We start from the raw sequence: 23,958 nt of genomic DNA on the forward strand, positions 1-23,958 counted from the left end.
AATGCTTATTGTTTTTTATCGTATTTGTTCCACATTATTACACCGTATATAATATGTAATAGTCCAAAACCTATTGCCCAGAATATTAATCCGTGTCCGAGTACCAAAAGACTAATACAGCCTAAAAGTACTTCTAATATGCCTAAGTATTGAATGTCTGATAAGGTATATTTACTACCATTTAGTAAGGCTAGCCCATAAAAAGTTAGAGAGGTAGGCGCTATATACATTTCCAAGCCATTAAATAAAAATACCAATACAAATACACCTCCGGCACATAACGGTATTGCTATTTGTACCAGCATTTTTTTCGAAGCGCTATTCCATATTTTTAATCCTTGTTTCTTTGTTTTATTCCAAGTAAAGTAAATGCCTCCTGCCAATGCTACAATAAATGTAATGGCTGCTAATGCAATAAACTGAACATCTATCCCAGTAAGCTGGCCAGCTCTTATGCTTGCTCCCTTTGTAGCTCTGTAGTTATAGTAGTCAGCTGTAGTTAGGTCGGCGATCCAACTGTAGGCTATTGCTGCAGATATTAATCCTACAATACCTGCCCATATACCACTCCAGCCACTTAGAGATAAAAAACGTGCAGAACGCTCCATTATCCGTTTTATATCAGATAGGGTTTGTAAAGACTCTTCTTGTGAATTTTGATTCATATAAAGCACTTTGAACTGCAAAGTAAATAAAAGAATTTTAATTATCCATGTTAAAAAAATAAAAAAGCCACCCAGTTGGGTGGCTTTGAATTCTATAAATGCATTGTGCGCTTAGCTAACAGCGTTTTGTACTAGCTGTGCGGCTTCGCTAAGAAGAATTGCAGACTGTACCTCAAGACCAGAGTTGTCTATCAATTCCTTAGCAGCCTCAGCATTTGTACCTTGTAAACGTACAATGATCGGAATATCAATATTACCTAAGTTTTTATAAGCTTCTACCACACCAGCAGCAACACGGTCGCAACGAACGATACCACCAAAAATGTTGATAAGAATTGCTTTAACATTAGGGTCTTTCATGATGATACGGAAACCAGCTTCTACTGTTTCAGCGTTTGCGCTACCTCCAACATCTAGGAAGTTTGCAGGCTCACCACCAGCTAACTTGATCATATCCATCGTAGCCATTGCTAGTCCGGCACCATTAACCATGCAGCCTACGTTACCATCTAGCTTTACATAGTTTAGGTTGTACTCACCAGCTTCTACTTCTGTTGGATCTTCTTCTGTTTTATCACGCATTTCTGCAAGATCTTTGTGACGGTATAGAGAGCTTTCGTCGATGCTCATCTTACAGTCTACAGCTAGTATCTTGTCGTCGCTCGATTTGAATAGAGGGTTGATCTCTAACATTTCACAATCAAGACTAACGTATGCGTTATATAAGTTAGATACGAATTTTACACAGTTTTTAAATGCAGTACCGCTTAAGCCTAGGTTGAATGCTATTTTACGAGCTTGGAAACCTTGTAATGGCATATTTGGTGCTACCCACTCTTTGAATATTTTTTCAGGAGTATTGTGTGCAACATCTTCAATATCCATACCGCCTTCAGTGCTATACATGATCACGTTCTGCTTTTTAGAACGGTCCATCAATATAGAAAGGTAAAATTCTTCACGCTCGCTAGGTCCATCGTAGTACATGTCGTGAGCTACGAATAGCTTATTTACAACCTTACCAGCTTCTCCTGTTTGGATAGTAACGAGTGTATTGCCTAGTATGTTCTCAGCAACGCGTTTAGCGTCATCTGCACTCTTAATTACTTCAACACCATGTTGTTCAGGTGCTTCTTTTATGGTACCCTTACCACGGCCACCTGCATGAATTTGAGCTTTAATAACAGCAAATTTAGCGCCGGTATCAGCAGCTACTTTGTTATAAGCGTTTACAGTTTCTTCAACATTTTCTACAGCTATACCGTCTTGTGTAGGTACTCCGAAGCTTTTTAATAGCTCTTTAGCTTGATATTCGTGCAAGTTCATTATAGCAAAATTTTGTGCGAAGATAATTTAAAATAGGGAGCTATACCAATGAAATTTAAACGAATAGTAGATTAGTTTAATGTGATTGTGGGGATAACTAAAATATTTCTTCCTCTATAAGTTCTTCTTTAGTGTTACTGGCATTGTTAATAGGCTTTAATATCTGCTCAAGTCTGTTATAATCAATGTTATAAGGTTTTATCTTGTAGATATAGTCAGCACCTACAAAGTCATGTTTGTTACATTCAAAGCAATATTTAGCCCATCCAGTAATAGTATTACCCATCTTAAAAACTAGTATGTCTCGGTAAATAGGCTCGCAAAAAGATTCTTCATATACATCTGTTTTGTTGAAGCGAAATGTACTATCGATCGAGGAGTAGCTATGAGAGGGAATCTCTCTTTTTGTAAAGCCTATCTCAGCAAGTTTGCTAATGGTATGAACATCTGATAGTGATGATATTTTATCATGCTCAAAAACTATATCGTAGAGGTCTTTATTAAAAAGCGAATCATTCTTTATAGAGTCGGCTTCATCTATGTCGCTTATAGATTGATAGTAGGTGTCAACTTCATCATCGTCTAATGTTACAGAATAATGGATGATTTTGTCATACTCAAAAGGGTTGTGGTAATAATCATTATCAGTACAACTGCAAAATAACAAGAGAAGGGCGGATATGTGTAATAAGGCTTTCATGTTAGTTAAAACAGTTTACCTGAGTTATCTGTATATAGTTGTGGTGGCTTTAAAGACGTGCCGCAATGTTTATTCAATTCTTCTATGAGATATTTGATCAATTCAGGTGAGTGCAACTCCTCGTGCTGGTGCATGAAGAAGTAGCAAGTTTCTAATCCTTGTTTCATCCATTGTTTAATGCGCTGTACCCATTCGTCAATACGCTCATAGTCGGAATGGTGCAGCGAATTTCCAACAAAACGAATGAAGCACTCAGGCGTACTGAGGTGCATATGAACACAATCTCTTCGACCTGCAGCATCTGTAATGATAGTACCTCTATTCTGTCCTCTCAAGAAATTATAAAACTCATCATGGTATCCTTCCTTATACCAATCAGTATGCCTTAATTCTGTAAACATAGCCACATCGCTAGGCATAGCTTCAACAAATTCTTTAAGGGTATCTATATGTTTAGGTGCAACCTGAGGGTGCGGCATTAAGAATATAGGTCCAAGATTATCTTTAAAAGTAGTAATGGCTTCCAGGTACTTCCCCGTTTCAAAATGAACGTTTTTTAGGCGTTTCAAGTGAGTGATGGTATTGGTGAACTTTGGGCAGAATAGAAAGCCTTCAGGTACTTTACTTTTCCATTTCTGAACGTCCGTAGGAAAGGGCATCCTATAAAATACAGCATTGAACTCAATACAATTGAATGTGCGAGCATAATGTTCTAAAAAGTCTTTCTCTTTTGTTTTGGGAGGGTATAATTTACCTACCCAATCTTTTCTTCCCCATTTAGCACAACCTATATAAAACTTGGTATCTCCTTTTCCTTTTTTTAGAACCTCCGTAGTAACCTTTGGGTCTTTAGGTAAGGAGAAGTCTATTTGTTCTAATTCTTGTTCCGTGACTTTGCCAAATTCCATGAGTTCAAGTTAAAACATTGATAAGAATTAATGATAAAAAACCTCACAATTTGTGAGGTTAGTATGGCTTTAAATAATTAATAATTATCACTGCTTTATGAGTCTACCTGTTTGAGTAGTTTTATCCGAGAAGGTTATCTTATAAATGTATACTCCACTAGGTTGATTTTCAGTATCAAATTTCACATTCGTATTAGGGTTGGTCTTTGATACTAGTTCTCTTCCAGTTATGTCGTATAGAGATATAGATAAGACGCTCGTTGTCCCAAAGTCAAAAGTGACAATATTACTATATGGGTTGGGGTATATTGATACATCCTTATTCTTTTTTATTTCTTGTATAGATGTGGGTGGGAGGGTAATCGTCTTACAAGAACCATCTTTTTTTGCCATTATACCATAGGAAACCTTACCTAACTTAAAATCTTCTGTAAAGTCGATAATAGCACTATCTATCTTATTAGTATCTGTGGTGCCCCACCAGTTATTACCTAAAGACCAATTGTTAGTATTACCCCATCTTATGCTATATTCTATGTTTTCATAAATACAATTGTTTTCAATAATAATGTTGGGGGGAGTATAGGTTGTAGGTGTATTGTTTTCTAATAGGCTAATGCCTTGTCTGTTATAATATATTGAGTTGTGTTGAATGTCAAAGTCGTTAGAGTACACTCTTATAGCTTTAAGGTTAGACATGAATATATTATGGTTAACATTTATGCTAGCACTTTGCCCTTTATCGTCAATGCATAGATGGTTACCAATAAAGTTGTTCTTTGTTATGGTTGTTGTTTTATTTCCTCTAGCTCTAATAGCAGTACCATTATTAAGAAATTCGTTTTCTTCTATAATGATTCCTTTATTTGATGTGCAGTTTAAAAATAGAACTGCCATGTGTTTAATACTGTTTTCAAATTTGTTGTTTTTTATTACTATTTGTTCAATAGGCTCAATTGGTGTATTGCCAGTCATATAAATCATGAATTCGGCATCTACATGATTGTTATTAAAAATAAAAGATTCACCTAAGCCAGCTTCCCAAGTTACATTTGTAGTTCCTTTTATTTTGTTGTTAGAAAACATCAAACTAGGTCCGTTCTTGAAAAAATTTATACCGACGTTTTCAAACAACATATTTTGCAATTGTAAAGTATCCTTGTTCGTTTTAGAAAAAGCCTGCTCGTTAAAATCAATACTAGATAATTCTTTTGGGTCTGCAATAACTCTTACGGGATCTTGAGTGGTAGCGTTTACAGTTAAATTGCCATAAATAACAATATTTGTAGCCTTCATAATTATTGTCACTCCAGGATCTACAGTTAAGGATGTATTATTGGCAACTTCTACTTTTGAATCTACTATGTATGGGCTATTAGTTTTAGTCCAAGTGGTGTTAGTTCTAATTTGACCACTTACATGTGTTTGTGCTTGAGAAAGTTGAGCTATTAGGGCTAAATAGCATAAAGTTGCGATAAGGTGTTTCATAACATAGCTTTTAGATGTATTGTAATTTACGAAAAAGTGAATACTAGTCTGTAACTTCAGGGAATATGGCATTTTTGTGGCAAAGTGAAATGAAAAGGAATGTCTGGTTGTCAATTCTTATTTAGAATAATGTTTCCCATTACTAATACATCAAGTTTAGTTTCGTAAAATAAACTGATAGCTTCTTCAGGAGTTTCAACAATCGGCATGCCGCGTTTATTAAAAGATGTATTGAGCAGTATAGGCAAACCTGTTTCTTTTTTGAATGCACTTATCAACTCATAGTACTTTGGGTTGCTAGTTGCTGTTACAGTTTGTACACGAGCGCTATTGTCGTTATGTGTTATCCCTGCAAGTGCTTTTCGATGTTCTTCTAATACTTCGTCAACCAGTATCATGTAAGGGCTATCATAAGCATACTTGAAATATTTGGAGGCGTCCTCTTTTAATACAGATGGTGCAAATGGTCTAAAGTCTTCTCTGAATTTTATCTCTTTATTGATGAAGGATTGTATGGATGGAAGACGAGGGTCTGCAAGAATGCTTCTATTGCCTAAAGCTCTTGGTCCGAACTCGGCCCCGTCTTGATACCAAGCAATGATCTTACCTTCCGCTAAATATTTCGCTGCAGTTACAATAGCGTTTTTGTCAATACTGTAATTGATATTAAGCCTATTTGTTTTCTCATAACCGATAATGGCATTGAGTATTTTTTGTTCTGAATAGCTTGCTCCAAAGTAAGTAGATCCGTTATGTGTTACTTTTTCTTTTTTTAATGTTTTCAGCCATCCATAGTAGGCGCAACCTATTGCAATGCCATTGTCGGCAGCGGCTGGTTGTATATATAAACTGTCTACTAGCCCTTCTTTTAAAATACGAGCATTAGCTACTGCATTTAATGCTACTCCCCCAGCATAGCATAAGTTGGAGTTGTAATTAAAACTCAACCTGGATCGTATAGTGTAGAGGATGGCTTTCTCCACCTCTTTTTGCGTCCATGCAGCTATATCTGCAAAATACTTAAATCGCCTTTTGAAATCCTCGAACCCTTTTGAAGCATTATTCAATATGGAGAAAGCGTCTTCATTTACAAATACTCTTTCTTCTTTTAGGTGAAATAGGGGAGTAGTGTATGCTTTCCTATCTCCATAGGGGGCTAACCCCATTAGTTTGCCTACATCATTCATATTGCCAAATACATACCTACTCATTAGGCTATAAAGCCCTCCAATAGAATGCCGTGTTGTAGGCAAATGAATATTACTGCCGGTAGGTGGTTTGAATTCTGAGAAGTCTTTATATAATGACTTAAGTATACCATCTTGGTATCGATAATAACTGTCTTTTTCAGCTATCATAGCCATAGAATCCGGGACGTGTATTTTAGCACCATTCATATCGTCACACTGTTCGATAGGACTTCCACAGCCATCGATGATCAGGACATTGCTGTCTTCAAAAGGACTGGTGCCAATAGCGCTATAAGCATGTGCTAAATGATGAGATATTGTTACTACAGGTACTTGATAGTTGTCAGGGAAAAAACGCTTCCCCATATATTTTGAGATGTCAATGTCTTTTTCAAAATTGGCACATTGTACCACGAGGGTTAAATCGTTAATGGTAATTCCTGCGGCATTCAAACAGTATTGTACTGTTTGATGATCATTGCCTCCGTCGTGTTTGATTCTTGTAAGTCTTTCTTTCTCTATTGCTACTACTATTCTGCCGTCTTTAAGTAAACATGTCGAACCATTGTGTGATAAGCCGGTACCTAGTATATAAATGCTATTTTTTTTAGCCATATGGTGATGTCTTGGTCAGGTATGTTTAGCTACTAAAAGTATTATTAATCTATGGCTTTAAATAACAAAAGCCTCACTAATTGTGAGGCTTTTTTATGAATAGTATGTATAGTTTTTATTTGTTTATAGCAGCTATTCCGGGTAATTCTTTTCCTTCAAAAAACTCTAGCATAGCACCTCCACCAGTTGATACATAGCTTACTTTGTCGGTATAGTTAAACTTGTTTACAGCCGCAACACTATCACCACCACCTACAAGAGAATAAGCTCCATTTGCTGTAGCTTCTGCTACTGCATCGGCAATACATTTAGTGCCGTGTTGGAATTTTTCCATTTCAAAAACACCCATAGGCCCATTCCATAAAATGGTTTTAGAGTCTTTGACAACTTTAGAGAAAGTATCGCAAGCGAAATGCCCAATATCTAAGCCCATCCATCCGTCAGGTATTTCCATATTGTTGGCAGAAGAGGTTTGCGCATCAGCAGCAAATTTATCTGCGATAATACTATCACTAGGTAGGTGTATCTGTACTCCTTTCTTTTCTGCTTTCTCTAGCAGCTCAATGGCCATTTGCATACGGTCGTCCTCTACAAGAGAGCTGCCTATGTCACCTCCCTGCGCTTTGAAGAAAGTATAAGCCATGCCTCCTCCTATGATTATATCTGTTGCACGATCAAGTAGGTTCTCAATGATCATGATCTTATCTGAAACCTTAGCTCCACCTATGATAGCTGTAAAAGGCTTTTGCGAATCGTTCAATACTTTTTGTGCAGCTACAATTTCAGCCTCTAGTAGTAGACCGAACATCTTATTTTCTTTAGAAAAAGAGTCGGCAACGATTGCCGTAGATGCGTGTGCACGGTGTGCAGTACCAAATGCATCGTTTACATATACATCGCCTAAAGCTGCTAGTTGGGCTGCAAATTCTTTATCTCCTTTTTCTTCTTCTTGGTGAAAACGTAAATTTTCTAATAATAGTACCTGGCCATTTTGGAGATCAGCAGCTTTTGTTGTTGCATCTTCTCCTACACAATCCTCGGCAAATAATACTTCATTATCTATAAGGGTAGCTAAATGAGCTTGTACATTCTTTAGTGTAAAGTTGGCAAGGCTCAATTCAGGGTCTTTAGCAATAGCTTTTAAAGGACGACCTAAATGGCTCATTAATATAACGCTACCGCCGTCAGCAAGGATTTTCTTTATTGTAGGTAGTGCTGCTTGTATGCGTGTATCGTCGGTAATTTTACCGTCTTTTTGAGGAACGTTGAAATCGACACGTACAAGTGCTTTTTTGTTCTGAAAATTGTAAGCGTTGAATTGGCTCATAACAAATAGTTTATATAAAAGAAACGCTACCGCAATAAATGACGGTAGCGTTTCAATATAGTTTTGAAATTTAATTATTTAGAAATCAAACCTGCGAAATGCTTCACCGTACGAACCAATTGAGATACATAGCTCATTTCATTGTCATACCAGCTAACAGTTTTAACTAGCTGAGTATCACCCATGGTCATGATCTTAGTTTGCGTAGCGTCAAACAAAGAACCATATGATGTACCGATGATGTCGCTAGAAACTATTTGATCTTCAGTATATCCGAAGCTTTCATTAGCAGCAGCTTGCATAGCAGCATTTACTTCTTCAACAGTTACTTTCTTTTCAAGAACAGATACTAGTTCAGTAAGAGAACCTGTAACAGTAGGAACACGTTGTGCACCACCATCAAGTTTACCTTTCAATTCAGGCATAACTAAACCAATAGCTTTAGCAGCACCAGTAGAGTTAGGGATGATGTTTGCAGCTGCAGCACGTGCACGACGGAAGTCTCCTTTAGGATGCGGTGCATCAAGTGTATTTTGGTCGTTAGTGTAAGCATGAATTGTATTCATTAAACCAGTAACGATACCAAAGTTGTCTTGAAGAGTTTTAGCCATTGGAGCTAAACAGTTAGTAGTACAAGAAGCACAACTAATTACAGTTTCAGAACCATCTAGTATTTCGTGGTTAACATTGTATACGATAGTTTTTAGATCTCCCGTAGCAGGAGCAGAAATAACAACGCGCTTAGCACCAGCGTTGATGTGAGCAGCAGCTTTATCTCTATCAGCAAAGAAACCTGTACACTCTAATACAACATCTACATCGTGCTCTCCCCATGGAATATCAGAAGGGTTGCGCTCTGCATATATTTTTATTTCGTCACCATTTACGGTGATAGAATTATCGCTGCTAGATACACTTGCTTCAAAACGACCTTGAGCAGTATCGTACTTCAACAGGTGAGCCAAAAATTCAGGACTAGTAAGATCGTTGATAGCAACAACGTCTATACCTTCCATGTTATAAATTTGGCGATAAGCCAAACGACCGATACGACCGAAACCATTAATGGCAACTTTTACTGTACTCATTCTGTGAAATTATTTAATATGAACTTTTTAAATTGTGCGGCAAAGGTACGTTCTACCTAAATAATATCCAAGGTACTACTATATATAGGTGTATAACTGGTTGATATACTAGTGCTTCAATTACTTAATACCTCTCTCATTAAGTGCTTTATGGTACTTCGATGCATTGTCCAGGTGTTGTTTGTAGCTACTGGCAAAGCTATGAGAGCCACTAAAATCTTCTTTGGCGCAGAAGTATAAGTACTTTGTTTCAGGAGCATTAAGTACGGCGTCTATACTAGTCTTAGATGGTGTACAAATAGGACCTGGAGGGTACCCAAAATACATATATGTATTGTAAGGAGAGTCGTGATTCAGGTGAATGTCCAATATTCTACGTAGTGTGAAGTCGCCAACAGCAAATTTTACAGTAGGGTCGGCTTGTAATTTCATACCATAGCGAACCCGGTTCATATATACACTGGCAATGAGTGGCTTTTCTTCATTGTTATTGGTTTCTTCCTCTACTATAGAAGCTATAATGCTTACTTTTTCAGGAGATAGCTTTTTTTGTGCTGCCTTGACAAGTCTATCCGCATTCCAGAATTTATGTTTATAGATTTCTAGTCTTCTAAAAGCTCTGTCGGCTGAAGTGTTCCAGTAAAATTCGTAAGTATCAGGGATAATAGCAGTAAGCAATGTGTTGCTGTCAAGATCAAACTCCGAGAGGTATTCAGGGTTGGATATTTGCTCTAAAAACAAAGCAGAGTCAGCCTCGAGGTTGCGGCCAATGATGCCTGCTAGTTCTTGCTTAGTACGTACCTTATTTATAACTATGTTTACTGGTGCTTGCTTCCCAGAGCGTAGCTGCCTTATCAGGTCATAGTTATTTTCCCCATGTTGTATTTTGTACCTACCTGCTTTCACATGGTTGGGGAGATTGGCTTGTTTTGCTAGTAAGTTGAAACTGACAATATCTTTTACAAACCCTTCTCTTTCTAATGTAGATAGGAGGTCTTGATAATTATCGCCTGTGTAGATATATAAATATTCCCCTGTCTTGAAGCTGCCAGTATTAGGGCCAAAAGTTTTGTAGTACACTACCGCACCTAGTGATACAAGAATAATTAGTAATGCAAAAAGGACACTAAGCCATCTATTGCTTTTTTTTCTTTTTCTTGATGTAGGTACATCTTGTACAGTATCAAATCTTGAGCGGCTCATTATGGGCTTAAAAATAAGATACCTGCCTGAAAAATTAGGCAGGTATCAATTATTTAAAATGATTATAGTAATTATTCCTATTGAGCATCTGGCCCTGCAGGTGCTTGTTGTTGTTGCACAGGAGCGCTAGTTGCGGGTGGTGTATTTGTTTTAGTCTCTTTAGGAGATTCAAAAAACATTACAGAAACAATGCAAAGTGCAGCAATAACACCCATTGCTGTCCATGTTCCTTTTTCCAAGATGTCAGTAGATTGTTTTACTCCCATTACTTGAGAACCAACACTACCAAAAGTTCCAGAAAGGCCACCTCCTTTCGGATTTTGTACTAGAATGAAAAAGCCTAGTACCACACAACCTAATAATATTAAAATAGCTATTAGCGTAATCATTGTTCTTGTTCTTTTATAAGATATTCGATCTTGCGCGCAAAATAAGCCTTTTTCTGCGGATTTCGCAAACTTAATTTACGGTACATATCTATGGCTTTATCGTACCTGCCTTGCTTTATATGGATATTGGCAAGAGATTCACTAATTAAGCCATCTTCCTTCGAAATGGAGTTGACCGCCATTTCAAATACATTTTCCGGTATTTCTTCGTCTTCTTCCTCCAAAGCGGCTGCCAATTTTTCTTTTTGCCACATTGTTTTTAAGGCTTTCTGACCTTCTTCCTCTTCTTCTTCAGCTTGCTTTTTAGTTTTGAAGAAGTTGAGCCATTCTGCAAAGCTCATGACCACCATTAGTGCCTTCTCCTCATCATCTTCATTTGATTCTGATTCGATAGCTCCTTCTGCCGATTCAAAGTCTTCAGGTATTTTGTTAGAAACATTTACTCCTTGATGTAGGAAGTAATCGTCCGTATAAATAGGCAAAATTAGTGCTTCATCATCCTCATTATCGGTCATCATCCTCTCTTCTACTATTGGCTTCCTGTCTTTTCTCTTCTCTTTTCTGACATAAGGCTTATCTCCTGTGTTAAAATCAGTATTTACAGGATTAAAGTCATCAGCATCGTCTGTATCATTATCATTTTCACTACTGATGATAGTAGGCTCGTTTTTGGTTTCGACAGCTTCTGTTACTGGCGCTTCCTCTACTGTTTGAGTAGTTTCTTCTGTAATCGGTTCAGGCACATTGTCAACTACAGTTTGTTCAGTAGTAGATGTTAGGGCTTCTTGGCTAGCCATTTCAACATCAGCGCCATCTACTACTTCATTCAAGAAATCACTATAAAGTATCCAGTTGCCTGAATAAAGCTGCATTTGAGCCATCAGCTCCTCGTTATAAGGTGAGCCTTTGTGTTTTTTGGCAGCATCCATATACCTAGCTGGCATAAAGTATGGGTATGCTTGTATTAAAGCATCAATACTTTCTGCGTCTGCTTCAGATATATTTTGGGGCTCATTAAGCGCCTTACTGATATATGGTATGGATGAAGATGTAATCATATTATAATTTCGTCTACCAATTTACGAATGCTTTATTAAATATTTCAGTAGCCAGTAAATCTCCTATTTCATCAATAAGACCTGCTTCAGCACTTTGTAAGGTTTGTGTAGCAGGGAAGTCTGCAAACTTCGTGAATGTTTGTGTAAAGTTTGCCTTTTCGTCTAATCTATTTTCAAATTTTACAGAAATCCCTATAGTAAGCCTATTTAAGCTCGCTGTTTGCGTATTCTGAACTCCAGATACTGTAACCTGATAAGTAGTTATTGAGCCGGATATATCATAATCAGCATTGTTATTATTTACAGGAGAAAGACCAGTTTGCGATAAAATACGACTTCTGATCTTAGAAGTGAGCGCAGGGCTTAATGTAGGAACTACATTACGGGCATTGTTTTCCAGTGTATGGATATTGATGGTTTTGCCATCAATAGATGCACCGGTAAAGCTGTAAATACCACAGCCGGATATTGTAATGCAAAAAGCTAAAATGATATATATACTGAATTTGTACATGAGCTATTCCTGTCTCTAAATTACTCTTTGATATCGTATTCTTTAATTTTTCTATACAGCGTACGCTCCGAAATGCCTAATTCACTAGCCGCATCACGTCTTCTGCCTTTGTGTTTCTGTAGCGCTTTGATGATAAACTCTTTTTCTCTATCGGCTAATAATAAAGATTCTTCAACCTCTTCATGTACATCTACAGCACCACCAGATGGAGTGTGGATTACAATTGGGGTCGTACCGCCAGTGCCTGTATTATAGGATTGTTGGCTGGTTGGTTCTGGGCTACTACTATAAGCAGGTAGCAACTTCTCACTACTAACAGATGGGGTAGGTGTATAGCTGTCATCATTAGGGCTGACAAGTTTATACATCATTTGTTTTAACTCTGTAAGGTCTTTCTTTAAGTCAAAAAAGAGCTTGTAAAGTATATCTCTTTCAGTACTACTGGTTTGCTCATGCCCGCTGCCAGATGGGTTAGGTATGGGCATGCCCGATGGTTGTAATAATGCCAAAGCTCTCGATTCACTTTCTGTAGGCAGGAAGCTTTGCATCTGAGTGGCGTCAATAGTTTTATCGATACTAAGAACAGATATTTGCTCTGCAATATTTTTCAGTTGGCGAATATTTCCGGGCCAGGTATAATTGATCAATACTTGCTGTGCCGAAGCGTCGAGCTGTACTGATGTAGTACGATAGCGCTCGCCAAAATCGGAGGCAAACTTGCGGAATAGTAGAGGGATATCTTCCTTCCTGTCTCTTAAAGCTGGTACTCTAATAGGTACTGTGCTTAAGCGGTAATATAAGTCTTCTCTAAACTTACCTTTTCTGGTTTGTTCCAGTAGGTCTCGGTTAGTAGCTGTGATGACACGCACATCGGTTTTTTGCACTTTTGATGAACCGACACGAATGAATTCACCACTTTCTAAAACTCTTAATAAACGGGCTTGAGTACCAAGTGGTAATTCTCCAATTTCATCAAGAAAAATAGTACCACTGTTCACCGTTTCAAAATACCCTTTACGACTATCTACAGCTCCTGTAAAGGCTCCTTTTTCATGGCCAAAAAGTTCACTGTCAATAGTGCCTTCGGGTATAGCACCGCAGTTGACAGCAATGAAAGAATTGTGTTTGCGTGGAGATAGTGCATGAATGATATTAGAGAAAGCTTCTTTACCAACTCCACTTTCACCTACTATAAGTACAGTAAGGTCAGTGTTAGCTACTTGTACTGCGGTACTCAAAGCATGATTGAGTGCTGGGGAGTTGCCAATAATGCCAAACCTGTTTTTTATACTTTGTATTTCCATAAGTCTAAAACGCTTTTATGAAACGATCTCGCCGATAAGGGTAGCAGAAGTAGCTTCTTTGATCATCACATTTACATAATCCCCGATCTTCAAGCCATGATCACCTTTAGGGAAAATTACCATTTTGTTTTGGCTGTTTCTACCTGCCCAATCTTGGTCGCTTTTTTTACTTCTGTTTTCTATCAGTATTTCAAATGTCTTACCTATATCTCTTTTATAACTCTCTTCTGAATTCTTCTTTTTCTGTGTAATGATCTCCTCAAGGCGTCGTTGTTTTACATCTTCAGGTACATCATCCTTATATCTACGAGCTGCTAATGTGCCCGGACGTTCACTGTAGGCATACATATAAGCCATATCAAAGCAGCACGCTTCCATCAAGCTAAGAGATTCTTGATGGTCTTCCTCTGTTTCTGTACAAAAACCTGTAATAATATCTGTACTCAAACCGCAGTCAGGAATAATCTCTCTGATGCGTTTTACTTTGTTTAAATACCACTCGCGCGTATAGGTGCGGTTCATAAGTGCTAGTAAACGGGTACTTCCACTTTGCACAGGCAAGTGTATGTTATTACACACGTTGTCATACTTTGCCATGGTAAACAATACATCATCTGTGATGTCCTTAGGGTGAGAGGTGCTAAAACGAACTCGAAGCTTTGGTGATATTAATGCTACCATCTCTAATAGCTTAGCAAAAGTTACTTCTGTAACGGTGCCATCAGAATTAGTAGTAGTATAGTAATAGCTATCAACATTTTGCCCTAATAGTGTTATCTCCTTATAGCCTCTATCAAATAGCTCTTGGCTTTCTTTCACAATACTTGCTGCATCACGGCTACGCTCTCTACCACGAGTAAACGGAACTACACAGAATGTACACATATTGTTACAACCGCGCATGATGCTTACAAAGGAAGTAACGCCGTTACTATCCAAACGAACAGGGGAGATGTCAGCATAAGTCTCCTCTCTACTTAGTAGCACATTTACTGATTTTTGTCCCCCATCTGCCTCATCTATAAGGTTGGGCAGGCTGCGGTATGCATCAGGGCCTACAACCATGTCTACTAGCTTCTCCTCATCTAAAAGCTTGGTTTTCAATCGTTCTGCCATACAGCCTAAAACACCTACCAGCATACCTGGCTTGGCTTGCTTCACTTTTCGGAAGGTTTTTAGTCGGGTACGAACGGTTTGTTCTGCTTTTTCTCTAATAGAACAGGTATTCAGTAATACAAGATCTGCCTCATTAAGGTCTCTAGTAGCTCCAAAACCCTGTTCTTGAAGGATGGAGGCTACTACCTCGCTATCGCTGAAATTCATAGCACAGCCATAGCTTTCTATATAAAATTTCTTGTTGTAAGTGTTTGGGTCGTCCAAAAATGGGGCATAAGCCTCACCTTGCCTGTTTTCATCCATCACTTTATCAAGAGTGTCTGCCATATTTTCCGATTAGAATAGTACGCAAAGATAGTTAGTTTATACGGGTTCTCCATGATAAAGAAGCGTTAATGAGGTAATAATGGCAGGCTTTATGGTTTTCCTATAAGTAGATTTTATGTAAATTTAGAAGATACTATATGCAGCACTATGACAACACCCAAAAGATTTAAAGTAGCACTCTCATTTCCTGGAGAATACAGACCTTTTATAGAACAAGTCGCAGACCTGCTTTCTAAAGAGTATGGTAGAGATAGTATATTTTATGATTTTTACTATGAAGATGAGCTAGCAAGAACAGACCTAGATAATTATCTCATGAACGTATACACAAAAGAGTCTCACCTCGTAGTACCGTTCTTTTGTGAAGATTATGCAAATAAAGAATGGTGTAGGCTTGAATGGCGTTTTATGAGAGAAATTATCAAGAAAAAGAGAGGTGAGGATATTATGCCTTTTCGTTTTGATGATTCTAAAATTGATGGTTTATTGTCTATAGATGGATATATAGATATAAGAGGTAGAGCACCTCAGGAAATAGTCGACTTAATAGTTAAAAGAGTAACTAAGGCAAATTATAATAAGAGTGTTAATCCAGTTTCGCATACATTAGTTTCTGTTTCTGATTTGCAGAATATAGAAAACCAAATTGCAGATCTAAGAGGACTTATTTCTAATACTAATAACGATGATTTTAATACCCAATTAAAAAAATTAGAAGAGGAACGTGATGATTTAAAATTGCAGCTTCTTAAAAGTGAGGAAGTAAGACAAGAGCAAGAAAAGATAAAAGAAGAACTAGAAAAATCTCTTAGCAAACAAAAAGAGAGTGATATACTAAAGCAAAAAGCTTTTGAAGCTGTAGAAAAAGAAGATTATGACACTGCAGAAGAATTGCTAAAAGAGTCTGCTAAAGATAGAATAAGTGAGGTAGCTGAGGATTTTTACCAATTGGGGAAAGTAAAAGAACTAAAGTTAGAATACAGGCCAGCTTTAGAATACTATGAATTAGCTGTAAGGGCATCTCCTAATAATGTTGGTTATTTAGATAAGGCGGGAAGGTTATCTCGAGACTTAGGATATGTAGATAATGCACTAAGATATCTTGACAAAGCAATAGTAATAGAGGAGCAAAAAGAAACGGGAACTAAAGATTTGGCAATATACTATAATGAAATTGGTTTGGTTTGGCATTCCAAAGGGGAGTATGATAAAGCGATAGGATATTATGAGCAAGCATTGGAAATAGATAAAGCATATTATGGGGATTCACACCCTACTATTGCTACTCGTTATAATAATCTAGGTAGTGCATGGTATTCCAAAGGGGAGTATGATAAAGCTATCGATTATCACGTGCGAGCATTAGAAATAGATAAAAAATATTACAGGGATTCACACCCCTATATTGCTATTGATTATAATAATCTTGGTATGGCATGGGATTCCAAAGGGGAGTATGATAAAGCGATAGGATATTATGAGCAAGCATTGGAGATAGGTAAAGCATATTATGGGGATTCACACCCTGATATTGCTATTCGTTATAATAATCTAGGTAGTGCATGGTCTTCCAAAGGGAGTATGATAAAGCGATAGGATATTATGAGCAAGCATTGGAAATAGATAAAGTATATTATGGGGATTCACACCCTACTATTGCTACTCGTTATAATAATCTTGGTTTGGCATGGGATTCCAAAGGGGAGTATGATAAAGCGATAGGATATTATGAGCAATCATTGGAAATAGGTAAAGCATATTATGGGGATTCACATCCCGATATTGCTACTCGTTATAATAATCTTGGTTTGGCATGGGATTCCAAAGGGGAGTATGATAAAGCGATAGGATATTATGAGCAAGCATTGGAGATAGGTAAAGCATATTATGGGGATTCACACCCCGATATTGCTACTCGTTATAATAATCTAGGTATGGCATGGTATTCCAAAGGGGAGTATGATAAAGCGATAGGATATTATGAGCAAGCATTGGAGATAGGTAAAGCATATTATGGGGATTCACACCCTGATATTGCTATTCGTTATAATAATCTAGGTGGTGCATGGGATTCCAAAGGGGAGTATGATAAAGCGATAGGATATTATGAGCAAGCATTGGAGATAATGCAACAATTCCTAGGTGAAGATCACCCCTCAACTAAGACAGTGAAAAAAAATCTTGTTCTTTGTATTTCTGAAAGAGATAAGAAACAGACATAAGAAAGCCCCGAATTTAGCAGGGCTTTTTATTGTTATAATGAGTATAATTAGTCCTCCTCTTCCACGTCTTCAGATACTCTTAGCTTACCTAAGCGTGCTGTTACATCTACTTTAGTTTTTTTATAGATAAAACCAATATTCATAACTGGTTTAAATACGGAGTAAGAGTACTTAGGGTAAAATACTACATCGTAGTTTGGAGTATTTAGCATCATGTTATACAAGGCATAACTACCAGTTGGGTTACTAAATAAGCCTCCACCAATAACAGGTATTTTAGCATATGATGGGCTTACTGATCCTTTTTGTTTTTTCGAGAAACGATTCCAGTCGATACCTAATACTTTAACTTGTTCAGCAGTTCCGCTTACTTGGCCAGATAGAATAAAGTCTTTCTTTTCAAATTCGACTCTTGCGTTTGGCTCACGCATAGCCTGATAACTGTTTTTACAAGAACTAAAACCGAGAATAGCAACTAAGGCTACTAATAGAGATAATTTAAGATTCATAAGTGTTTATTGTGGTCGCAAGAATAATAATAAATACTTTATAATCAAAGAGATATAATATTATTGGTTTGTATCTATAAAAAAAGCCCCGCAATTTGCGAGGCTTTGTATTGTTTGTTAATAACCGTTCTATTTAAACTCACTATCGTTTATACCTTTATTGATCTCTATAGTCTCTACCTCTGCTGTTATAGACTGAGGGCCAAATGATTGAGATACTTTGTATGGTATTTTATAACTTGTACCCGGCACTTCCTTATAGTTGCTATACTCACTTGTAGTAGTAATAGCTCCTTGAGGGCTTTCTTCTGTGCTGATAGATTTTACTAAAAGATGGTTTTTTACATCGTAGTATTCTTTTGATTTTTTACCATCACCATCTTCTACTATTAGTACATAAGCATCGCTACCATTTACTTTATCCATACCGTCAAGAGTACGTTTGATGCCATATTTCTCTGGGTGCAAGTCTGCATGTAGGTCTGCTTGTTGCTTGGCACTTTTCATTGTAGCAGCATCCATATCCGCTTTTTGGCCTTGCATTTCATTGTAGCCTGTAGTGCCGTCAAATACTTGTTTTTGAACAACCATACCCATAGCTTCTACTTGAGTCTTTAGTTTGTTAGGAGACTTCTTGATCTCAGTGATCGTCAATGGTATTTCCTGACCTTGAACGCTCAACATACCTTTACTTACAGATTTGACATCCAAAACAGAGGCAATAGTTTTTTCTCCACCAATAGCATTGATGTAGTCAGAGAATATCTGTTCAGCAGTTACATCGCTAGGGGCAGCAGCTTTTTTAGCTACTTCTATTTTGTTGCCGTAATTATCATAGTAGTCTAGTTTACCGTCGCTATCAAAACGTTTTAGTTTGTCAGCTACTTCGTCTACACTACCTACAACCACAATATGTGCTTTGCTTGGGTCGATATACTTTTTAGCAATTGCTTGTATATCATCAACAGTTACCGCACTAAGATTCTTCAAATAGTTTTGATAATAATCTTTAGGCATGTTGTAGCGCTCTACGTTAATAGCATATTGAGCAACAGTCTGAGGGCGCTCTAAACCAATTGCAAAACCACCTGACATATAAGATATCTGACGGTCAAGGTCTTCCTGAGATACTTTCTCATTGCGCATACGTTTCATCTCGCTCAATATTTCAGCAACAGAGCTGTCACTTACTTCATTGCGGCATTTAGCATAAGCGCTAAATTGACCAATGATCTCGTCTTGAGAGATAGAAGAGTAAGAACCATAAGTCCAAGCGTGTTCTTCACGTAAGTTTAAGAATAAACGACCTGTAGAACCTCCACCTAATATAGCATTAGCTACTTTCGCCTTTACTACATCAGCATGTCCCGGTTGTAGGTCAACAGGGTAGGTAACATTGATGACACTTTGTACAGCAGCATCTCTTGGTACAAAAGCTACATTAGTAGCTGACGGTGTATTTACTTTGGCATATTTAGCAACAGGAACTGTTGCTTTTTGCCAGCTACCGAAGTATTTCTCTATTAGAGGCTTTATTTCTTTTACAGTAACATCTCCCACAACAGCCATATATGCTACGTTAGGGCGGAAGTATGTTTGATAGTATTTCTCGCAAGAAGCTAATGTCGCTTTTTCTACAGTCTTGTCTGTAACTACTTCACCGTAAGGGTGATTTGTACCATATTTAACAGCAGCAGCAACATTGTTTAACATGTCGTCAGGATCGTTTTCACTAGCTTTTAAACCAGAAAGTGTACGCTTCCTAACTTTCTCCATATCCTCAGCATTGAATTTTGCATTCATTGCTACATCACTCATTAGCTCTAGTAATTTCTTCTGGTGCTTTTTAAGGCTACTACCAAATACACCATTACTATTAGCGCTAATGTTGGCACCTATGAAATCTATTTCTTTATTATACTCATCTTTAGTACGTGTTTTAGTACCTGAGGTTAATAGTTCAGAAAGGAAGGTAGAGTACCCTGCTTGGTCTCCCTCTAGTTCAGGGTATACATCCAATTGTATGCTACAAGTAATTGTAGGCAGTTTGTGGTTTTCTACAACGAAAACACGCATGCCATTATCTAGTGTGAAACTTTCTGTTTTACCTAGTTTTATTTCCGGTGCAGGACCTGGTTTAGGTCTTACACTACGGTCAAGCTCTTGCGACTGAGACGCAGTAGTAGCTAGAGCAAGTGTTAATATTGAAAGAATGAACTTTTTCATATAAATATTTTAAGAGAAGCTTTTTGAATTAAATAAGTTGAATTAACCTTTCTTTTCTTCAGATTTTGGTAGGTAATAAACAACTAGTCTGTTTTGTTTTGTGAAATACTTATTAGCAACACGTTTAAGATCTGCTTTTGTAATACTGGTGTAGTTCTCCAACTCTGTATTAATTAGATCAGCATCTTTAAAATAAGTGTGATAAGTAGCTAAGTTTTCTACAATACCTTGTATGCTTCTATTTTGTGTTACAAAATCATTCTCTGCTTGGTTGATAAGTTTTTGGTATTCCTCATCATCAATATTGCCTGTTTTTACTTTCTCAATTTCAGCAAGCATTGCTTCTTCTATTTCTGCTGGTTTTACACCTTGGTTAGTAATACCAAACATGAAAGCAACACCCGGATCTTCATTAGGTATCATAAATGCACCTACTGCTAGTCCTTTTTGTTGTTTGTCTACAAGCTCTTTTTGGAAACGAGAGCTTTGACCTTGAGATAGCATTTGTGTTAATAATTGTAATGCATACCAGTCTTTAGTACCCATTTTAGGAGTATGGTATCCTATAACAACAGCTGGTAGTTGAACATTATCATAAAATTCAACACGCTTTTCAGCAGTTTGTGCTGGTTCTACTTCTGTAGGGCGTGGTATAGCTTTAGTTCCCCTAGGAATGCCACCGAAATATTTCTCGATGAATTTCTTAGTTTCCTTGATGTTCAGATCTCCACCAATAGCTAGTGTAGCATTGTTAGGTACATAGAAAGTTTTATAGAAATCCATGAACTCGCTCAATGTAGCTTGGTCTATATATTGTGCCTTACCTATTGGCGACCAACGATAAGGGTGTTTAGTATAAGCGTTTTCGTAAACAACATTCAATATCTGACCATAAGGTGTGTTGTCATAACGTTGCTTTTTTTCTTCTTTTACAACCTTACGCTGTGTTTCTACGCCTATTTCGTCAATTTTAGCATGTAGCATACGCTCGCTTTCCATCCATAGTGCTAGTTCTAATTGGTTAGAAGGTAGCACTTCGTAGTAGAAAGTACGGTCTTGAGATGTATTAGCATTTAGTTGACCACCTGCAGATTGTATCGTTTTCATATACTCACCACGGCCAATGTTTTCTGTTCCTTCAAATAAAAGGTGCTCAAAGAAGTGGGCAAAACCAGTACGTTGAGGGTCTTCGTTTTTAGAACCTACATGATACATTACAGATACTGCTACAATAGGTGTAGAGTGGTCTTCATGTAAGATAACATGGAGGCCGTTAGGCAAATCATATTCCGTAAACTTAATATTACCTTTTGCCATAGCAACACTGCTAGACAATAGTAAAGCGCCCAATAAAAAGGAGCATAGCGCATTCAGCTTCATATAAATTAATTTTCAACAAAAATAAGCCTTCAATACTGAATGATAAATGTTTATTAATAGAATGTGTCTTAATTCCCCCAAAATCTCCCCCATAGTTTGTTCTTTTGCACAAACTTTAGAATATGCTTAACACCGCTATATATGATATGGATGGCTTGCTACTGGATACGGAACCATTGTGGGGAGAATGTATGTTAAGAGTAGCACAACATCATGGTATACCTATTTCTAGAGATAAATTTAAGGAAACAACAGGATTGACAATATATGAGGTTACGGAGTATTGGGCTATAAAATATCCGTGGAGTGGTGCTAGTTCTATACAGGTGGCCGATGATATATTAGACGATATTATAGCAACCGCTAAAATAAAAGGATCGATTATGCCGGGCGTTTTAGCGTCTATCGATATGCTAAAAAAAGAAGGTTATAAAATAGGCTTAGCTTCTTCTTCAACTACACGCATGATAGATGAATTGATTACGCATTTTGATCTAAAGCAATACTTTGACGCTGTAGTATCTGCTGATATGGTTGAATTGGGTAAGCCGCACCCAGCGGTATTTTTAAGTTGTGCTAAACAGCTTAACAGTACTCCTCTTGAGAGTGTTGTATTTGAGGATTCTATAAATGGTGTTATAGCAGGAAAAGCAGCTAGAATGAAGGTGATAGCTGTGCCTGATGAAATTCACTATGACAATCCAAGGTTTGCAATAGCGGATAAAAAGCTGAGCAGTTTGGAAGAGTTGAGTATGAACTTGCTGAGGACTATATAGCTTTTAGTTTATTGTTGTGTAGGAACTTTTCTATTAATACTAAAACCATGATCATTACTGCGAAGGAAGTAATGTAAAGTGCCGTATCGCTTATCTGGATATTGGCAACAAATTGAGGTAATTCTATATCTCCAAAGCCGAAATTAGAAGATGGATTATTTGTATTGGTAAATCTCCAATCTGCTTGTGCTAATGTATAAATGATAATAGAGGATATGGAAACAGCGAAAAAAGCAGCGACTCCCTTTATGCCCCAGTCTAACAGCAAGGTTGAGCGTTTTTTCTTTGCACTTTGTTCTATGTTGCTCATTACATCTTTAGCAAAACTATCAGACGTCTTTATTATAGCTGTGTTTAAAGAGATTTGATTATTCAACGCTAGTAGCTCTTGATAGGTAGACTGCCAAATAGCATCAGTATTTATTAATGCTGATATACGGTTGTGGTCTTGTTCGTTACAAGTGCCATCTATATAATCCCACAGTTGTATTTCTATCTCTTCGTGTTGCATCTCTTTTCTGTTATAAAGTTAAGCTACTTATTGTTATCAATTAGTGCTGCGTCGGAATATCGCTCTAGTATTGTTTTTAAGTTTTTTCTAGCTCTATATAGTCTTACTTTTATGTTACTCTTACTAAGTCCTGTTATACGTTCAATCTCTTCAATAGTTTGCTCATGTAGATAGAATAGGGTTATTATTTCTCCTTCTTGTTTAGTCAGTTTGTTAATAGCTAAACTTAATTGTTCTTTTTCTGATTTCTGTTCTATAGGAAAAGAGGCATTATAACCTATGTTGTCATCCTGTATCTCTTCAAATTTAGGGTTGGTCTTTCTAAGATGGGATAAGCATGTGTTTCTGGCAATAGTATACAGCCATGTACTAAACTTACTGTTTTTATTAAAGCTGTATAGTGCGTGGTATGCTTTCACAAATATATCTTGTGCTATTTCTTCTGCTTCCTGATTGTCTTTTATGTAGCGTAGGGTAAGCGTATATACATAATGCTGATAACGCTCGACCAATATAGCAAAAGGTTTTTGTTGCCCTTTTAGTATATCGTCAATGATATCATTATCAGTTGCATCGTGCATATATGATATAAGACGCATTACCTTAAAGTTAGGTTACACAATTTTATTTTCTTTTTTCTGTAACCTCATTACTCATTATCTCGTCTTATGGTAAACAAGCATTTTTAAAACTAAAAGAATATTATGTATCAAGCTGCTGAAGTATTAATCCCGATGTCTTTTTTTGCTACTGTGCTGGGGCTGTTTTTTATGCGGAGTAGAGAGAATATGGCATTGATAGAGAATGGCATTAACCCACGAAAAAACTTTGGAGGTCCTAGACCTTATGTTTATATGAAATATGCCTTGCTATTGGTAGGTGCAGGTTTGGGATTGTTGATAGCCTATATTGTAGATGTGGCTTGGTTGCACGAGGCTACTAAATATGTAGATAAGAATGGCGTTATGAGACATAATGATACCGCTGCAATATATTTTTCCATGCTAGCTATAGGTGGCGGTTTAGGGCTTTATCTTGCCTATAAGCAAGAGCGCAAACACTGGAACGAAGGACGCGTTGATGATAATAGTAGTAATAATGAATAAACCCTGCAAA

Annotated in this window: 23 protein-coding genes; 4 read left to right on the forward strand and 19 right to left on the reverse strand. The window is 37.2% G+C overall.

Features of this window, described 5'->3' with window-relative positions; genetic code table 11:
- Window positions 1–5: 5 nt before the first annotated feature.
- The 14 genes from R2800_01295 to miaB form a co-directional block, all read right to left on the reverse strand.
- The gene (locus tag R2800_01295) at window positions 6–665 is read right to left on the reverse strand and encodes a hypothetical protein (GenBank protein ID MEZ5015659.1); all 660 of its coding nucleotides are present in this window, start codon (window positions 663–665) and stop codon (window positions 6–8) included.
- A 111-nt stretch (window positions 666–776) separates the two neighbouring features.
- Window positions 777–1,991: an ADP-forming succinate--CoA ligase subunit beta gene (sucC, locus tag R2800_01300; GenBank protein MEZ5015660.1), complete on the reverse strand. Its 1,215-nt coding sequence runs from the start codon at window positions 1,989–1,991 to the stop codon at window positions 777–779.
- 97 nt (window positions 1,992–2,088) lie between these two features.
- On the reverse strand, window positions 2,089–2,691 hold the full coding sequence (locus R2800_01305; protein MEZ5015661.1) for a hypothetical protein: 603 nt from the start codon (window positions 2,689–2,691) through the stop codon (window positions 2,089–2,091).
- Window positions 2,692–2,696: 5 nt separating this feature from the next.
- The gene (locus R2800_01310; GenBank protein ID MEZ5015662.1) at window positions 2,697–3,599 is read right to left on the reverse strand and encodes a DUF72 domain-containing protein; all 903 of its coding nucleotides are present in this window, start codon (window positions 3,597–3,599) and stop codon (window positions 2,697–2,699) included.
- An 87-nt stretch (window positions 3,600–3,686) separates the two neighbouring features.
- A complete protein-coding gene (locus R2800_01315; protein ID MEZ5015663.1) occupies window positions 3,687–5,087 on the reverse strand; it encodes a T9SS type A sorting domain-containing protein in 1,401 nt (466 codons plus the stop codon).
- 110 nt (window positions 5,088–5,197) lie between these two features.
- A complete protein-coding gene (locus R2800_01320) occupies window positions 5,198–6,892 on the reverse strand; it encodes a carbamoyltransferase C-terminal domain-containing protein (protein ID MEZ5015664.1) in 1,695 nt (564 codons plus the stop codon).
- A gap of 115 nt (window positions 6,893–7,007) precedes the next feature.
- Window positions 7,008–8,219, reverse strand: a complete 1,212-nt coding sequence (locus tag R2800_01325; GenBank protein MEZ5015665.1) for a phosphoglycerate kinase — start codon at window positions 8,217–8,219, stop codon at window positions 7,008–7,010.
- Between the two features lie 74 nt (window positions 8,220–8,293).
- Complete coding sequence (gap, locus tag R2800_01330) at window positions 8,294–9,307, reverse strand: type I glyceraldehyde-3-phosphate dehydrogenase (GenBank protein ID MEZ5015666.1); 1,014 nt, start codon at window positions 9,305–9,307, stop codon at window positions 8,294–8,296.
- A 120-nt stretch (window positions 9,308–9,427) separates the two neighbouring features.
- A complete protein-coding gene (gene mltG, locus R2800_01335) occupies window positions 9,428–10,510 on the reverse strand; it encodes an endolytic transglycosylase MltG (GenBank protein ID MEZ5015667.1) in 1,083 nt (360 codons plus the stop codon).
- A 77-nt stretch (window positions 10,511–10,587) separates the two neighbouring features.
- A complete protein-coding gene (gene secG, locus R2800_01340) occupies window positions 10,588–10,899 on the reverse strand; it encodes a preprotein translocase subunit SecG (protein MEZ5015668.1) in 312 nt (103 codons plus the stop codon).
- Window positions 10,896–11,957, reverse strand: a complete 1,062-nt coding sequence (locus tag R2800_01345) for a tetratricopeptide repeat protein (protein MEZ5015669.1) — start codon at window positions 11,955–11,957, stop codon at window positions 10,896–10,898. The genes secG and R2800_01345 overlap by 4 nt, the downstream gene beginning before the upstream one ends.
- A gap of 13 nt (window positions 11,958–11,970) precedes the next feature.
- Window positions 11,971–12,471, reverse strand: coding sequence for an LptE family protein (locus R2800_01350; protein ID MEZ5015670.1), 501 nt, complete (start codon window positions 12,469–12,471; stop codon window positions 11,971–11,973).
- Between the two features lie 20 nt (window positions 12,472–12,491).
- A complete protein-coding gene (locus tag R2800_01355; protein ID MEZ5015671.1) occupies window positions 12,492–13,775 on the reverse strand; it encodes a sigma-54 dependent transcriptional regulator in 1,284 nt (427 codons plus the stop codon).
- Between the two features lie 15 nt (window positions 13,776–13,790).
- Window positions 13,791–15,218 carry a tRNA (N6-isopentenyl adenosine(37)-C2)-methylthiotransferase MiaB gene (gene miaB / locus R2800_01360; protein ID MEZ5015672.1) on the reverse strand — a complete coding sequence of 476 codons (1,428 nt, stop codon included), beginning with the start codon at window positions 15,216–15,218 and terminating at the stop codon, window positions 13,791–13,793.
- Window positions 15,219–15,365: 147 nt separating this feature from the next.
- Here miaB and R2800_01365 point away from each other — a divergent pair, with 147 nt between their 5' ends.
- Entirely contained in the window at window positions 15,366–16,814 is a 1,449-nt protein-coding gene (locus tag R2800_01365; protein MEZ5015673.1) for a tetratricopeptide repeat protein, read from the forward strand.
- Window positions 16,781–17,440, forward strand: coding sequence for a tetratricopeptide repeat protein (locus tag R2800_01370; GenBank protein ID MEZ5015674.1), 660 nt, complete (start codon window positions 16,781–16,783; stop codon window positions 17,438–17,440). The genes R2800_01365 and R2800_01370 overlap by 34 nt, the downstream gene beginning before the upstream one ends.
- Before the next feature lie 47 nt (window positions 17,441–17,487).
- Here the strand turns inward: R2800_01370 and R2800_01375 are convergent, their stop codons facing one another.
- The 3 genes from R2800_01375 to R2800_01385 form a co-directional block, all read right to left on the reverse strand.
- Complete coding sequence (locus R2800_01375) at window positions 17,488–17,949, reverse strand: hypothetical protein (GenBank protein MEZ5015675.1); 462 nt, start codon at window positions 17,947–17,949, stop codon at window positions 17,488–17,490.
- A gap of 129 nt (window positions 17,950–18,078) precedes the next feature.
- Window positions 18,079–20,175 carry a pitrilysin family protein gene (locus R2800_01380; GenBank protein ID MEZ5015676.1) on the reverse strand — a complete coding sequence of 699 codons (2,097 nt, stop codon included), beginning with the start codon at window positions 20,173–20,175 and terminating at the stop codon, window positions 18,079–18,081.
- A gap of 42 nt (window positions 20,176–20,217) precedes the next feature.
- Window positions 20,218–21,555 (reverse strand): pitrilysin family protein, encoded by a 1,338-nt coding sequence (locus R2800_01385; GenBank protein MEZ5015677.1) that lies wholly within the window; start codon window positions 21,553–21,555, stop codon window positions 20,218–20,220.
- 122 nt (window positions 21,556–21,677) lie between these two features.
- Here R2800_01385 and hxpB point away from each other — a divergent pair, with 122 nt between their 5' ends.
- The gene (hxpB, locus tag R2800_01390) at window positions 21,678–22,331 is read left to right on the forward strand and encodes a hexitol phosphatase HxpB (protein MEZ5015678.1); all 654 of its coding nucleotides are present in this window, start codon (window positions 21,678–21,680) and stop codon (window positions 22,329–22,331) included.
- Here the strand turns inward: hxpB and R2800_01395 are convergent.
- Window positions 22,324–22,842, reverse strand: coding sequence for a hypothetical protein (locus R2800_01395; protein ID MEZ5015679.1), 519 nt, complete (start codon window positions 22,840–22,842; stop codon window positions 22,324–22,326). The genes hxpB and R2800_01395 overlap by 8 nt on opposite strands.
- A gap of 23 nt (window positions 22,843–22,865) precedes the next feature.
- On the reverse strand, window positions 22,866–23,441 hold the full coding sequence (locus R2800_01400; protein ID MEZ5015680.1) for an RNA polymerase sigma factor: 576 nt from the start codon (window positions 23,439–23,441) through the stop codon (window positions 22,866–22,868).
- A 105-nt stretch (window positions 23,442–23,546) separates the two neighbouring features.
- On the opposite strand from R2800_01400, the gene R2800_01405 reads away from it, so the two are divergent.
- Window positions 23,547–23,948 carry a DUF6249 domain-containing protein gene (locus R2800_01405; protein ID MEZ5015681.1) on the forward strand — a complete coding sequence of 134 codons (402 nt, stop codon included), beginning with the start codon at window positions 23,547–23,549 and terminating at the stop codon, window positions 23,946–23,948.
- Window positions 23,949–23,958 lie beyond the last annotated feature (10 nt).

This window comes from Flavipsychrobacter sp., from assembly GCA_041392855.1.
Lineage (GTDB): Bacteria > Bacteroidota > Bacteroidia > Chitinophagales > Chitinophagaceae > UBA5543.